This is a genomic window from Cupriavidus basilensis (assembly GCF_000832305.1).
Classification (GTDB): Bacteria; Pseudomonadota; Gammaproteobacteria; order Burkholderiales; family Burkholderiaceae; genus Cupriavidus; species Cupriavidus basilensis_F.
In genome coordinates this window covers 3,255,378-3,270,315 of record NZ_CP010537.1, presented here as the reverse complement: position 1 = coordinate 3,270,315, position 14,938 = coordinate 3,255,378, and the positions used below count along the sequence as shown (strand labels likewise).

At 68.6% G+C, this 14,938-nt stretch carries 10 protein-coding genes; 2 read left to right on the top strand and 8 right to left on the bottom strand.

The window, feature by feature from the left end; genetic code table 11:
* Window positions 1–377: 377 nt before the first annotated feature.
* From RR42_RS34850 to RR42_RS34820, 7 genes are all read right to left on the bottom strand, one after another.
* Window positions 378–1,388: a response regulator gene (locus RR42_RS34850; RefSeq protein WP_052495181.1), complete on the bottom strand. Its 1,011-nt coding sequence runs from the start codon at window positions 1,386–1,388 to the stop codon at window positions 378–380.
* Between the two features lie 112 nt (window positions 1,389–1,500).
* On the bottom strand, window positions 1,501–2,523 hold the full coding sequence (locus tag RR42_RS34845) for a chemotaxis response regulator protein-glutamate methylesterase (protein ID WP_043356710.1): 1,023 nt from the start codon (window positions 2,521–2,523) through the stop codon (window positions 1,501–1,503).
* Complete coding sequence (locus RR42_RS34840; RefSeq protein WP_043356707.1) at window positions 2,520–4,907, bottom strand: hybrid sensor histidine kinase/response regulator; 2,388 nt, start codon at window positions 4,905–4,907, stop codon at window positions 2,520–2,522. Before RR42_RS34840 ends, RR42_RS34845 begins: the two co-directional genes overlap by 4 nt.
* Window positions 4,904–5,644, bottom strand: coding sequence for a chemotaxis protein CheW (locus RR42_RS34835; RefSeq protein ID WP_419188898.1), 741 nt, complete (start codon window positions 5,642–5,644; stop codon window positions 4,904–4,906). Before RR42_RS34835 ends, RR42_RS34840 begins: the two co-directional genes overlap by 4 nt.
* Window positions 5,637–6,974: a CheR family methyltransferase gene (locus RR42_RS34830; protein WP_043356706.1), complete on the bottom strand. Its 1,338-nt coding sequence runs from the start codon at window positions 6,972–6,974 to the stop codon at window positions 5,637–5,639. The genes RR42_RS34835 and RR42_RS34830 overlap by 8 nt, the downstream gene beginning before the upstream one ends.
* Complete coding sequence (locus RR42_RS34825) at window positions 6,971–7,459, bottom strand: chemotaxis protein CheW (protein ID WP_043356703.1); 489 nt, start codon at window positions 7,457–7,459, stop codon at window positions 6,971–6,973. The genes RR42_RS34830 and RR42_RS34825 overlap by 4 nt, the downstream gene beginning before the upstream one ends.
* 36 nt (window positions 7,460–7,495) lie before the next feature.
* Window positions 7,496–9,112, bottom strand: a complete 1,617-nt coding sequence (locus tag RR42_RS34820; protein WP_043356702.1) for a methyl-accepting chemotaxis protein — start codon at window positions 9,110–9,112, stop codon at window positions 7,496–7,498.
* A 291-nt stretch (window positions 9,113–9,403) separates the two neighbouring features.
* On the opposite strand from RR42_RS34820, the gene RR42_RS34815 reads away from it, so the two are divergent.
* Together RR42_RS34815 and RR42_RS40895 are read left to right on the top strand one after the other, a co-directional pair.
* Window positions 9,404–10,729 carry a putative bifunctional diguanylate cyclase/phosphodiesterase gene (locus RR42_RS34815; RefSeq protein WP_043356699.1) on the top strand — a complete coding sequence of 442 codons (1,326 nt, stop codon included), beginning with the start codon at window positions 9,404–9,406 and terminating at the stop codon, window positions 10,727–10,729.
* Between the two features lie 295 nt (window positions 10,730–11,024).
* A complete protein-coding gene (locus RR42_RS40895) occupies window positions 11,025–13,655 on the top strand; it encodes a DUF6600 domain-containing protein (RefSeq protein WP_052495180.1) in 2,631 nt (876 codons plus the stop codon).
* A gap of 59 nt (window positions 13,656–13,714) precedes the next feature.
* Here the strand turns inward: RR42_RS40895 and RR42_RS34805 are convergent, their stop codons facing one another.
* Window positions 13,715–14,887, bottom strand: a complete 1,173-nt coding sequence (locus tag RR42_RS34805) for an ABC transporter substrate-binding protein (protein ID WP_043356696.1) — start codon at window positions 14,885–14,887, stop codon at window positions 13,715–13,717.
* Between the last annotated feature and the right edge of the window lie 51 nt (window positions 14,888–14,938).

The following is a 14,938-nucleotide window of genomic DNA, read 5'->3' as shown; positions in this document are numbered from 1 at the left end:
CCATTCGGTTCGGCCGTGTTTCCCGCCAGTCAGGCGGGCAACACCCCAGCGCGATGCGAAGCGAGCCGTAAAGGTGTGCCAAGGCCGTATGGGGCGCCTCGGGATTTCACGAAAAGAGCGGAAAAGAGGGGCCCATGTCTGAGTATCGCCTTAAGGCGATGCGAGTTTGGGTCCCGGCCGCTCTTTTCGTGAAATCCCGAGGGGTTGTCGCCCCATCCGGCGCGCCTTCTTTGCCTACTTTCTTGGCAAGACAAGAAAGTAGGTCGCCGCCCCGCAGGGGTGGTGAAACTGCAGTTGCAGTTGCCTTTGACGTTGAAGTTAATCAGTTGCAGTTGCAGTTGCAGTTGCAGTTGCAACCCCACCCCACCCCAAAATCCTCAAGAAGTCATAACAACCTGATTCCTCCCATTCCGCTTAGCCTGATAAAGCCCAGCATCAGCAATCTCCACAATCCGGCTAAAAGGCAAATCCGCACCAGGCACGATCGCCGTGCCCCCAATGCTGACAGTCACATGCTGCCCCACCAGCGACCCACTATGCGGCACCTGCAGGGACTCGATCGCGCGCCTGACCTTCTCGGCCAGCAGCCGCGCCCCGCCGGGCGTGGTGGACGGCAGGATCATGGCGAACTCCTCGCCGCCAAAGCGCGCCGGAAGGTCCGCCGGGCGCGCGCAGTTCTCGCGGATCACGGCGGCCACGCGGCGCAGCACCTCGTCCCCGGCCACATGGCCGTAGGTGTCGTTGTAAGCCTTGAACGAATCCACGTCGATCATCAGCAGCGCCAGCTGGCTTTGCTCGCGATTGGCGCGTTTCCATTCGGCCCCGAGGTACTCGTCGAAATAACGCCGGTTCGACAGCCCCGTCAGCCCGTCCGAGTTGGTCAGCCGCTGCAGCTCCAGGTTGGTCTCGAGCAACTGCTGCTGGCTCTGGCGCAGCGCGCGGTAGGCCTCGTCGCGCTGCTGCAGGTTGAGGTACGAGCGCGAGTGATAGCGGATGCGCGCGACCAGCTCGATGGTATCGGGCAGCTTGACCAGATAGTCGTTCGCGCCGGCGGCGAAGGCCGCGCTCTTCATGAGCGGGTCTTCCTTGGTGGAGAGCACGATGATGGGGATATCGCGCGTTGCCGGGTTGGCGCGGTAGCGGCGCACCAGCGTCAGGCCGTCGATGCCAGGCATCACCAGATCCTGCAGGATCACCGTGGGACGGGTGCGCTCGGCCACGGCGACGGCCTCATCAGGCTTGGCGCAATAGTGAAAATCGATATCGTGCTCGGGCTCCAGCTCGCGCCGTACCGCTTCGCCTACCATGGCCTGGTCGTCCACCAGCAGCACCATGGCCAGGTATTCATCCGGGCGCAGGGGCGCTCTAGGGGTTGTATCTTTAGACATTGTCTTCCTCGTGCTCTCCGACCTGGAGACGCTAACAGCATGATCCTGGCATGGCGGCGCGGGCGCGCGGGGCCAGGTTCGCATCGTTGCTCATGTTGTTAGCGCCTCGGTGCTACCCCTGGTTGTTGATGGCATTGCATGCCCGTACGATGCGGGCGGCGATCTGCTGCAAAGGCAGGATTTCGCTGGCGGCCCCGATGGCGGCGGCGGCCTTGGGCATCCCATAGACGGCACTGCTGGCCTGGTCCTGGGCAATGGTCAGGTAGCCGCGCTCGCGCATGGCCTTGAGGCCCAGCGCGCCGTCCCGGCCCATGCCGGTGAGCAGCACGCCCACCGCGTCACCGCGCCAGTGCTGCGCCACGGTCTCGAAAAACACATCGATCGAGGGCCGGTACAGGTAGTCGCTCGGCTCTTCGGTATAGACCATGCGCGAGGCGCTGACCAGGCGCAGGTGGTCGTTGCTGCCAGCCAGCAGCACGGTGCCCGGCTGCGGCCCCTCGCCCTCGCGGGCCAGGCGCACCGGCAACGCGCACTGCGCGTCCAGCCAGTCGGCCATGCCAGCCGCGAAAGCCTCGTCCACGTGCTGGACCGCGACCACGGCGGCGGTGAAGCCGGCCGGCAGGCCGCCCAGCACGGTAGCCAGCGCGGCCGGGCCGCCGGCCGACGCGCCCAGCGCGACAAGTCGCTCGGTGCCGGCCTTGCGCCTTGGTGCCGAGGCTGCGCGCGCGGGTCCGGCGCGGCCCTCCAGCAAGCGGCCGATATTGCGGATCTTGCGCAGCAGGGGACCGCTTGCCAGTTGCGAATCCGGCTGGGTCAACGTGGGCGTATCCACCGCGTCGATGGCGCCTTGTCCCATGGCATCGAAGACCTGGGTGGCGTTGCGGCCAAGGTCCATGGTCACCACCACAATGGCGCATGGCGTGGCGGCCATGATGCGGCGGGTTGCCTCGACGCCATCCATCACCGGCATCATCAGGTCCATCAGGATCAGGTCGGGCGTGCGCGCGGCGGCCAGGCGCACGGCGCTCTCGCCATCCTCGGCCACCCATGTGACCTCCAGCGCGGGATCGAGGGCGATGACGCGCCGCAGGGCGACCACCGCCAGGTGGGAGTCGTTGACGATGCCGATCTTCATGCGCGTGCTTCTCCAATCAGGTCTTGCACCGCATCGAGCAACGCGGCGTCCTGGAAGCTGCCCTTGGCCAGATAATAGTCCGCGCCGGCCTGCAGGCCGCGCTGGCGATCCTGCTCCCGGTCCTTGTAGGAGACCACCATCACAGGCAGGTGCATCAGGCGGGACTCGCGCTTGATGCGGCTGACCAGCTCGATGCCGTCCATGCGCGGCATGTCGATGTCGGTGATGACCAGGTCGAAGGATTCCGCGCGCAGCACGTTCCAGGCATCCATGCCGTCCACCGCTACCGTCACGTCATAGCCGCGGTTGGACAGGAGCTTGCGCTCCAGCTCGCGCACCGTAAGCGAATCGTCCACCACCAGCACGCGCTTGCGCCGCACCGGGGCCGCCTCCGCTGCGCGCCGGATGCGGTCGATCTTGCCCTCCGAGAGCAGCTTCTCCACCGAGCGGACCATATCCTCCACGTCGAAGATGAGCACCGGCGTGCCATCCTCGGTGAGGCTGCCGGCGGCGATGTCCTTGATCTTGCCCAGGCTGGCCACCAGGGGCTGCACCACCAGGATGCGCTCGCCCAGCAGCCGGTCCACCGCCACGCCGTAGGTACGTTCGTGATCGCCCAGCACCACCACCGGCACGGTGTCCTCGTCGCGCCGGGTCTCCGCCTGCTGCAGGACCTGCGCCGCGCTCACCAGCCCGACCTGGCGCCCGCCAAAGCGGAAGTGCTGGCGGTTTTCCAGCTGCTCGATGCTGCCGCGATCCAGGTTGATGGCCTGCATGACATAGGCCAGAGGGAAGGCATAGGCCTCGCCGGACACCTCCACCAGCAAGGCGCGCACCACCGACAAGGTGAGCGGCAACTCCAGGTAGAACTGCATGCCGCGCCCGCTTTCCTGCGTCAGGCGAATGCTGCCGCGCACCTGGCGGATCATGTCCTGCACGGCGTCGAGCCCGACGCCGCGCCCGGACACCTCGCTGACGGTGTCGCGCATGCTGAAGCCGGGCAACAGCAGGAAGTCGAGCAGCTCGGCCTGCGACAGCCTGGCCACGGTTTCCTCGGGCACCAGCTTGCGCCGCACGATGGCGGCGCGCAGGGCGTCGAGGTCCACGCCCGCACCGTCGTCGGCAATCACGATCATCAGGCGGCCGGCGTTGTGGCGCGCGTTCAGCGTGATGCTGCCTTCGGCCGGCTTGCCGGCGGCGCGGCGCGCCTCGGGCAGCTCGATGCCGTGGTCCACCGCGTTGCGCAGCAGGTGCGCCAGCGGCGCTTCGAGCTGCTCCAGGATGTCGCGGTCGACCTTGGTGCTCTCGCCGACCAGTTCAAGGTGCACTGCCTTGCCCAGCGAGCGCCCCAGGTCGCGCACCATGCGCGAGTAGCCGGTGAGCCCGTCGGCGAGGGGCCGCATGCGGCTGGCCAGCGCCCGGTCGTAGAGCTGGTGCGAAAGCTGGCCGGTGCGGTGGTCGTACTGCTCCAGCTCCGTGACCCGTTGCGACAGTTGCTGGTGGCTCTCGCCCAGCAGGCGCTGTGCTTCTGCCAGCGCGGCGTGGGCGGCGGAATCGGCCGCGTTGGCCGCGCCGGCCGCGAGCGTTACCTGCAGGGCGTCGAGCGCCTGCAGCGCGCGCATCTGTATGCGCCGGGTCTGCTGCAGGGCGTTGCCGAAAGGCTTGAGCCAGTGCGTCTCCACCATCGCCGCGCCCGACAACGCCAGCAACTGGTCCAGCGTATCGGCGCTGACGCGCAGCATGCGCTCCTGGGCCTGCGGCTCGCGGGGGGCTTCGCCGGGCGCGGACGTGGCTGGCGAAGCTGGCGTGGCAGATGCCGTGGTCGTGCCGGGGACCGTGTCGGCCGCCGTGCCATCGGGTGGCGCCGGGTGGATGGTCTCTGCCACCGTGGCTTCCGGCGCGCTCGCGGATGCGCTCCCGGGCGTTGCCGCCGCAGGGGCATGGCCCGTGGCCCAGGCGTCGGCGTCCACCTCCTCGCCGGCCAGCAGCGCGGCCATGCGCAGCACCAGCGCATCGACCTCGGCCTTGCCGTCCCGGTCGGCCCAGTCCAGATCACCGCCGGGCGGGCAGCCCAGCCGCAGCAGGAGGTCGGTGCCATGCAGCAGGGTGTCGATATGCACGGGCCGCAGCAGCAGCTCGCCGTGCTGGGCGGCCACCAGGCAGTCTTCCATCACGTGTGCCACGCGCACGCCGCCATCCAGGCCGACGATGCGCGCGGCACCCTTGAGCGAATGCGCGGCGCGCATGCACGCCTCGAGCTGCTCGGCCGCGGTGGGGTCGCGCTCCAGCGCGAGCAGGCCGGCGTTAAGGACTTCGGCCTGCGACTGCGCCTCCAGCGCGAACAGCTCGAGCAGCGAGGCGTCGCGCAACTGGTCGGGGTTCATGCCAGGCTCCGCTTCAAGGCTTGTTGCAGCAGGGCCGGGTCGAGCAAGCCCACTGTGCGTTGGCCGCTTGTCAGCAGCGCCCGGGTGTAATGCGCCGAGGCGCGTGACAAGGTGGTCGGCAATGGCTGCAGGTCGGCTTCGCCGATCCGTTCGATGCCGGTGACTTCATCCACAGGCAGCGCGATGGCGGTGCGGCCCTGGCCCAGCACCAGCAGCCGGGCGCCGTGCCCGGCGCTGCCTTTGGCGTTGGCGGCGGCGTTGGCGGCGGCGCCGGCGGCAGGGTCCTGCCCGAGCAACCGTGCCAGCGAGATGCATACCAGCAGATTGCCGCGCACGCTGGCCAGGCCCAGTACCGCGGCGTGGCGGCGGTGCGGCAGCGAGTGCACGGGGCAGGGCGCGGTGACCAGCGCCAGCGCGCCCGCGGGCAGCGCCAGCCATTCGTCGCCGATGCGAAACACCAGGCATGACATGGCGGGCCCGCTCGCGGTGGCATTGGCATGAACGGCGTGGCCGTCCGGCAGGCTGACTTCACCGGTGGGCAGGTTGTCGAGCAGCGTGAGCGCCGCGCGCGAATAGGTTGGGCAGTTGCGGCAATGGATGTGCTCGGCCAGCAGCGGACAGCTGCCATCGCCCAGCACGCCGATGCGGCGCCAGCAATCGTCGACGGCGACCGTAACAGTGCCCATGCCGGGCGGCTGGCCATGTGCGGCCAGGGGGTGCGATGCGGGCTCAGCCATGACGGGTCGGGGTCTTGCGCTGTGCGCGGTTTCTCAGGCGGGCCGAGGCCACGCTGTCACCTTCCGCTTCCAGGATGGCGGCCATATGGTAGAGCGCCTCCTGGTGGGCCGGGTCGAGGTAAAGCGCGCGGCGATAGGACTCGCGCGCGTCGGCGTGACGGCCGGTGGCGTCGTGGAGCACGCCCAGCAGGCAGTAGCCGGCAGCCGACGGACCTTGCGCGTCCAGGTGCGCCACGCAGGCGGTCACCGCGGCGGCCAGTTCGCCGCGATCGGCGAGCCGGGAGATTCGGGCCAGCGCCTCGGCGCCGGCCTTGGCCCGTTCGGCCGCGTTGCCGGTGGCGGGGGCGCCAGGCGCCGGTGCCGGGGGCGCTAGCACGCCGGTGGAACCCGCCTGGCCGCGCGCGGCCGGCGGCCTCGGGTGCAGTGGCGGCTGCGGCCACTGTTGTGGGGCGGCTGCCACCGGCGCACTCGGGTGCGCAGGGTAGCGCGGCATTGCCGGCGTGGCGCTGCCCGCCTGGTGCGCGCCGCGCCGGGTGAAGGCAAAGGCGAGCGGCACGCCCGCCGAGACAAAGCCGTGCCGCGTGAGCAGGCTGGCCTCGGCCGGGCCGACAAAGAGCGTGGCATCCTGCCGGCTAAGCCGTTCCAGCATCTTGAGCGAACGGCGCTGGGTCGGCGGATCGAAATAGATCAGGAGGTTGCGGCAGAACACAAAGTGGTAGGGCGGTTCATTGGCCATCAGCCCCGGGTCGAGCAGGTTGCCGCGCAGCAGCCGCACTTTGGCGCGCACGTTGGCCTTGAGCGCGTAGCCACCCGCGCAGGGGGTGAAATGCCGGTCGCGGAAGTCCAGCGGGGCGCCCCGGAAGGCGTTGTTGCCGTATTGCCCGATGCGCGCGCGCTCCAGCGAGCGGGCGCTCACGTCCACGGCATCGACCTGGAAGCGTTGCTCCGGCACGCCGGCGTCCAGCAGCGCCATGACGATCGAGTAAGGCTCTTCGCCGGTCGAGCAGGGCACACTGAGGATGCGCAAGGGCGCGGCGCCATCCGGCGCGCGATCACTGCCGAAGACCCGCATGGCGGCGAAGCGGCCGAGCGCCAGCAGCGCCTCGCGATGGCGGAAGAACCAGGTCTCGGGGACCACCACGGCTTCGATCAGCGACTGCAGTTCGTCCGGGTGCGAGTGCAGCAGGTTCCAGTACGCGTGGTGGTCGGACACCGCGGCAGCTGCCAGGCGCTCGCGCAACGCGCGCTCGATCATGCCGGGGCCGACGGTGGCGGCGTCCAGGCCAATGCGCTCCTTGAGCAGCGCTTCGATATGAGAGGCGGTGGTCATGGCCCTGGCGCGCGGGCGTCAGCCGCCGGCAGATCGGGGAATAGCCTTGCGTGCACGTCGTCAGGCAGCAGGGCATCGACCTTGATCCACTGCACCAGCCCTTGGCTACCGCTGCGCACGGGCCCCAGGTAGCGGGCCGGGGCGGCGTCCACGCCGCTGTCGATAAATTCGGCGGGCTCGCAGCGCAGCGTCTCGGTGGCGTACTCCAGCCGTAACCCGAGCAGGCGCGCGGGCGCCTCCGCGTGCCGGCGGTAATGCACTAATACGGTGCGTGTGCTGGTCCGGCTGGCGACCGGCATGCCGATGGCCAGCGCATTGATGTCAATGACCGGCACCACCTGGCCGCCCCGCGCCAGCAGCCCGCTGACCCAGGCCGGTGCCTCGGGCAAGTGCTTGAGCGTGGTCAGCGGCAGCACTTCGACGATCTCCTGCGCGTCCAGGGCGTAGTGGTCGGTCCCGATGCGAAAGAGCAGGAAGAGTTTCATGGGGTGGCGTGGATGCCCGGGCCGCTCAAAGTGCGCTCAAACCTTGAAGCGCGACACGCCGGTGCGCAGGTCGTTAGCGACCAGCGTCAGCTCGTCGATCGCCTGGCTGGACTGGCGCAGGGATTCCACGGTCTGCTGGGCCGCCTCGGACAACTGCATCAAGGCCTGGTTGATCTGTTCCGCGCCGCCCGCCTGGGCTTGCATGCCCTCGTTGACCATCTGCACGCGCGGCGCCAGCGACTGCACTTGGCCGATGATCTGGGAGAGCTGGTCGCCCACCTGGGTCACCTCCGACATGCCGCGCCGCACTTCCTCCGAGAACTTGTCCATGCCCATCACGCCCGCGGCCACCGCTGACTGGATCTCGCGCACCATCTGCTCGATGTCGTAGGTGGCCACCGCGGTCTGGTCGGCCAGGCGGCGGATCTCGGTGGCGACCACCGAGAAGCCGCGCCCGTACTCGCCAGCCTTTTCGGCTTCGATGGCAGCGTTGAGCGACAGCAGGTTGGTCTGGTCCGCGACCTTCGCGATGGTGGTGACCACCTGGTTGATATTGCCCGCCTTCTCGTTCAGGGTGGCCAGCTTGGCGTTGACCGAGCCGGCGGCTTCCATCACATGGTGCATGGTGGCTTCCATGCGCGACAAGCTGGCCTGGCCGGTGCCGGCCAGGCCAGCGGTCTGCTCGGCGGCGCCGGAGACTTCGGTCATGGTCCGGACCAGGTCGCGCGAGGTGGCGGAGATCTCGCGCGAGGTGGCGCCGATCTCGGTGGTGGTGGCCGCCGTTTCGGTGGCGGTGGCCTGCTGCTGGCGCGCGGTGGCGGCGATCTCGTTGACCGAGGTGGTGACCTGGATGGCCGAGCGCTGGGCCTGCCCGACCAGCGCGGTAAGGTCGCCGGTCATCTGGTTGAAACCCTGCTCGACTTCCAGGAACTCATCCTTGCGGTTCAGCGACAGGCGCTGGCGGAAGTCGCCGCCACGCATGTCGGCGAGCTGCCTGACGATCGAGCGCATCGGTACCGTAATGGAGCGGAACAGCAGGTAGCCGGCCACCAGCGACTCCAGAATGGCGGCGATCAGGGAGACCTCGATGCTGATCTTGGCCGTTTGCACCGCCTGGTTGATGCTGCTGGCGCCTTGCGCGGCCACTTTGTTGTTATCTTCCAACAGTTCTTGCACGGCCGTGCGGCCTTCGGTCCAGGCTGCGTGGATGGGTCCGCGCAGCTTGGTCTCGGCGGCGGCGGCCTCCGCGCTGGCCGCCGCGAACAGCGGCGCCGAGAGTTCGTCATAGTGCCGGCGCAGCTCACGGTACTTATCGAAGCGCTCGCGATCGTCGGCGCGCCGGATCGATTCGGCGTACTTTGCCTCCAGGCCGTCCAGCCGCTTGAGCAGGGCCGAGTTGGCCTCGGCGTATTGCCGGCGCTCGGTGTCATTGGCCGCGGTCACGCTCTGCCAGGCCAGCACATAGGTCTCGCCCCAGGCGCCGCGCATCGCGGTGCTGTAGTAGAGTCCAGGGAGCGCATCGTCGCGCAGCGCATCCGCATTGGTCTGGATGGCCGACTGGCGGTCATAGGCGACCACCGCCGTGAGTAAAATCACCGCCAGGATGAAGGCAAAACTTGCCAGGATGCGCGTGCGGATGGTCCAGTGAGTCACGGTGCGGTTTCCCGTTGCTTATTCTTGTCGGAAGGCGGCCCATGGCCGGCCGGGCGCACCGGAAGCGGCGCGCGTACGCGGGCCGGGCGCGAGCGGCCGGTTTATAGCGGCGTAGGGTACTGTAAGGCCCCGGCCATTTCAATGGCGCCCGCCGAGCGGTAAGGGGATTCGGTGCGTCGCAACTTGTTGCCGCAACATATCGTTCAACTTGGCTTGATTTTTTCCTGGTTTTAGTCACACTTGCCAAATGGACAGATCGGACCGATGTCGATAATCACGAACAGGGCAGGCATGGTGGCCAGGTCAGAGGCGAAGGCCGGCGCCCCGCCAAACGCGGACATTGATTCGCTGACGGGCTTAGCGTCGCGCCAGGCATTCTTGAACACGCTGGAAGGCCGCCTGCGCACGGAGGCTTCCCCGCGCTGCGCGCTATTGCTGCTCGGCATCGACGATTTCCGCGCATTCAATGACATGCATGGCCATGCCGAGGGCGACGAGATCCTGCGCCGGGTGGCTCGCCGCCTGCGCGACGCCTCGCCGCGCGACGCCATCCTGGGGCGGATCGGCGGCGACGAGTTTGCCGTCTTGCTGCCGTCCATTGCCGATCCCACCCTGGTGCGCCACGTCAGCGCCGCCATCCTTTCGCTGCAGACCGAGCCCCACGAGTATGGCAACCGGCGCCACCACGTGCTGGCCAGCCTGGGCGCCTGCGTGATGCCTGCCGGCGGCGACAATGCCTCCGATGCCCTGGCGTCGGCCAGCCTGGCTCTGGGCAGGGCCAAGCGCGACGGCGGCCGCACCATCCGCTTTTTCAAGCCGCAGATGCGCACCGACGTGACGACTCGCCTGTCGCTGGTGCAAGCGCTGCGCGACGCCTACGCGCAGCGCCAGTTCGAGTTGCTGTACCAGCCCCAGATCGACCTGCGCGACGGCCGCGTGGTTGGCGCGGAGGCGCTGATGCGCTGGCGCCATCCCACCCAGGGCTTGCTGACGCCGGCCAGCTTCATCGATGCGCTGGCCGCCAGCAGCGTGGCGGCGGACGTCGGCGTCTGGCTGCTGCACACCGCCTGCGCCCAGGCGCGCATGTGGTCGCTCGGGTTTGCCGATGCACCGCGGGTGGCCATCAACCTGTTTGCCGCGCAGCTCAGCGAGAGCCGGCTGCTGACCGAAGTCCGTCACGTGCTGCGCGAGCTGGCACTGGCGCCGGAGCGGCTGGAGCTGGAGATCACCGAGACCATCGCCTTGCAGCAGGGCGACGAGTTCTCTGGGCAGCTGCAGACCCTGCGCCGCGACGGGGTGACCCTGACCTGCGACGATTTCGGCACCGGCTACGCCTCGCTCAGCTTCCTCAAGTCCTTCCCCGTGGACCGCATCAAGATCGACCAGTCGTTTATCCGCAATGTCACGCAGAACCCGGTTGACGCCGCCATCGTGCGCGCCATGGTGAACGTCGGTGGCAGCCTGGGCATCGGCGTGGTGGCCGAGGGCGTGGAAACCGTCGAGCAGCGGGATTTCCTTGCCGAGAATGGCTGCCATGAGGTACAGGGCTACCTGTATGGCCGGCCCATGTCCGCCGACAAGTTCACCGAGTTCCTGCAGCAGTCCGCCGCCCGCTAAGCCGGGCCGGCCGCGCCTTTCCCCTCTCGCGGGCGTGCGGCGCCGATGCGCAATTGTTTCCAGCTTTGTCCTGCATGCGCTGGCCCGCCGTGGTCCCCGCGCGGGCCGGAGGCCACGGCGGGCGGCGCGCAGCCGGATCGTGCCTTCCCGGCGCGGCTGCACGGGGGAAACAAGGGAAATATGTGCTTACAAAGTCAAGTGCGCCAGTCCGGCGGCCCGGCGTTATCGGAAGTATGGTGACAGCAGGGGCGGCAGGTGTTGGCCCGCGCGCCTATTTTGACCAAGAGGTATTCACATGTTCCCTGACCGCAAGCTTGGCCCGCGTGCGCGCTTCCTGTTCCTGGCCACTAGCCTCGTTTTGGTCACTTGGCAACTGCCGGCGCTGGCGCAATCCGCTGATCCCACCGCCCGCATTGCCACTGTGACCGATGCCGCTGGCAACCTGAGCTTTGCCCCCGCGGGGTCGGACGACTGGGCGCAGGCCGCGCTGAACCGGCCGATCACCACCGGGGACCGACTCTGGGTCGACAACGGCGGGCGGGCCGAGCTGCACGCCGGCTCCACTGCGATCCGGCTAGGCAGCGGCACCGCCGTGACCGTGCTCAATCTCGACGACAGCGCCACCCAGGTCAAGCTGACCCAGGGCACGCTGCAATTGCGCGTGCGCGCGCTGCCGCCCGACCAGCCGGTCGAGATCGATACGCCCAACCTGGCCTTCGTGCCGCGCGAGCCGGGCGACTACCGGCTGGACGTAGCGCCTGACGGCAGCTCCACGGTCGTCACCATGCACCACGGCTCGGCCATGCTGTACGGCGACAACCGCTCGCTAGAAATGCGGCGCGGCGAGCAAGTGCGCTTCGGCGGCACCGACCTGGCCGAGGCCGGCCGCGCCGCCAACCCACCCATGGACGGCTTCGATAGCTGGACCATGGCGCGCGACGCGCGGGAGGACCGCTCGCCGTCCGCCCGTTATGTGGCGCCGGAAATGACGGGCTATGCCGCGCTGGACGACTATGGCGACTGGCAGGAAGACCCTGGGTACGGCGCCGTATGGTTCCCGCGCGTGGTGGCGGCGGACTGGGCGCCCTATAGCGCCGGCCACTGGGCCTGGGTGGCGCCATGGGGATGGAGCTGGTGCGACGATGCGCCGTGGGGCTTCGCCCCGTCCCACTATGGGCGCTGGGCCCGCGTTGGCGACCGGTGGGGATGGATGCCAGGCCCAAGGGTGGGCCGCCCGGTCTACGCCCCCGCGCTGGTTGGCTTTATCGGCGGCGGTCCGGGCAGCGGCCCCGGCGTGGCCTGGTACCCGCTAGGCCCGCGCGAGGCATATCGCCCGGTCTATGGCGCCAGCCCGGCCTACATCACGCGCATCAACCATTTCACCGTCAACAATGAGGTGATCGAGAACCATATCCGGAACACCTATATCAACCGGACCGTGCCGGGCGCCATCACCGGCATGCCCGCGCGCGCCTTCGTGCAAGGCCAGCGCGTGCCGCCGGGCGCGCGCGGTATGGCATGGCGCAACCTGCCGCAGGGCGAGGCCAACGGCGCGCCGCCGCTGGCGCCTGTCAAGGCCAGCCTGATCGGCGCGGCGCCCGCGCGGCCGGCTCCGGCGGCAGTCATGCAGGGCTTTGCGCGGCCCGCCATTGCTGCACGCGCGCCCGGCCGCCCGGCCGACGATGAACTGGCCCAGCGCTTTGCCCGCGCTGGCGGCACCGTGCCCGGCGCCGGCCCGGCATGGCAGGGTGGGCGCAATGCCCGGGGTGGCGGCCAGGCCATGGCGCCTGCCCCGGTCCGGCTGAGCCAGGCGGCACCGGGATACCACGGGCGCAACGGGGCAGGCCAGATGCCCGGCGGGCCGGGGACACCGAACGGCGGGAATCCGGTAAATCCGGCAAATCAAGGCAATCCAGCCTTCGGGCCGCAGCGCGCGGAAGGCGGCGCCCGTGGGCCCGTGCCGCAAGGCCTGGTGGGTACCGACCATGGCGGGCAGCCGCCCGCGCAGGGCGGCGATCCGCGCACGCGCGGCTGGACTACGCGGCCGGAGCAGGCGCACGGCCAGCCGCCGCAAAATGGCCAGTCGGCCGCGCAACTCCAGCAGGCGCAGCAGATCCAGCAAGCCCAACAAGCCCAGCAGCTTCAGCAACGCCAGGCCGAGCAGCGCGGCATGGTGCAGCAGAACGGCCGGACCCTGCAAACCGACCCGCAAGCCATGGCCCGCCAGCAGCAGGAGATGCAGCGCCAGCAGCAAGAGCGGCAGATGGGGGACCAGCAGCGGGCGCAGCAAGCGCTGCAACAGCAGCAGGAGATGCAGCGCCAGCAGCAGCAAAGGCAGATGGGGGACCAGCAGCGCGCGCAGCAAGCGCTGCAACAGCAGCAGGAGATGCAGCGCCAGCAGCAGCAAAGACAGATGGGGGACCAGCAGCGGGCACAGCAAGCGCTGCAACAGCAGCAGGAGATGCAGCGTCAGCAGCAGCAAAGACAGGCTGGCGACCAGCAGCGGGCGCAGCAGGCGATACAGCAACAGCAGGCCATGCAGCGTCAGCAGCAGGACTTGCAGCGTCAGCAGCAAGAGCAGCAGCGCCGCCAGCAGGACATGCAGCGCCAGCAACAGGAGCAGCAACGCCAGCAGGAGCAGCAGCGCCAGCAACAGGTCATGCAGCGCCAGCAGCAAGAACAGCAGCGCCAGCAGCAGGAGCAGCAGCGTCAGCAGCAGGAGCAGCAGCGTCAGCAGCAGGAGCAGCAACGCCAGCAGCAGCAACAGCGCCAGCAGCAGGAACAGCAGCGCCGGCAGCAGGAGTTGCAGCGCCAGCAACAGCACGCCGCGCAGCCACAGTCAGCTCAGCACGTGGCGATGCAGCAGCAACCGCGTGCCCAAGGCCAGGCAGACAATGCGCAAGAGCGCGGGCATGAGGTTCACTGAGCCGGCTCAGGCGGCCGGCGCCCGATCCGGGCGTCGGCCGCGTGGCCGGCCTTGCCGGCTTATTTAGCCAGTTCCGACAGGCGCACCGGTGCGATCTTGCCGTTCTGCACCCAGCCCACCACGGTGTCGGCAACGGTACCGCCCTTGGCGTCGATGCTCTCGATCTCGTTGGGGTTGGCATCCTTGGCCAGCGTCTTCACCGCCTCCGGCATCCTGGCCCGGATCGCGGCCACATCGCTGGTGGTGCCGGCCAGTTTCATGGCGCCAGCCAGCGCGTAGACCATGGTGTAGTTGAGAGACATCTCGGTGGTGGCATCGCGCCCGTCATGCAGCTTCTTGTATTTGCTGTTGTAGGTTTGCGCGGCCGGGCGGGCATCGTTGGCCAGCGGCATCACGCCGATGGCGCCTTCAAGCATGGCCAGGCCATTGGTGACCTTGGCCATTTCATCCAGCTTGGCCTGGTCCATCACGATGAAGCCGCCCTTGAAGCCCAGCTCGCGCGCCTGCTTGACCACCAGTGCGGTCGGCTCGGACGGGCCGCCGACAAACATCACGTCGGGCTTGTCGGCCAGCACGCGTGACACGCCGCTGTAGAAGTCGGTGGCCTTGGTGTAGGACATCGGGTTGTTGGCCACCACCTTGCCGCCCGCGCCTTCCCAGGCCGGCACAAACGCCTGCACCCAGGCCTTGGCGTAATCGTGGTCGGCCGGGGCCAGCGCTACGTTCTTGCCATAGCGCTTCATCTGCGCCTTGATGAAGGGATCGATATAGCCGGTGTAGGACGGCGGGATGCGGATGGTCAGCTTGTTACCGGTGTCCGTGATGCGCGGCACGCTGGAGTAGGCCATCACCAGGAATTTCTCCTGTTCGTTGAACGCCTGCAGTGCAAAGATGCCGCCCGAATGCGGCACGAACACGGCGGGCGTCTTGTACTGCTGCACCAGGCGGCGCGCATTGATGGCGGCCTCGGCGGGCGCGTACTTGTCGTCCAGCGACACCACTTCCAGCTTCACCTTCTTGCCCTTGACCTCAAGGCCCGAGGCGTTGATCTCGTCCACGGCCATCTGGATGCCGGACAGCACGTTCTTGCCATACAGCGCGGCCCCGCCCGACAGCGGGCCGGTATAGCCCAGCTTGACGACTTCCTGCGCAAAGGCGGTGCCGGAGGCCATCAGCGCGGCCACGGCGGTGGCGGCTAGCGGGAAGAGGCGGCGGATCTTTTTGGTTTGCATTTGGCTGTCTCCTGATGTGGTTGCACTGCGTTCGTTCTCTGGTCTTGCTCC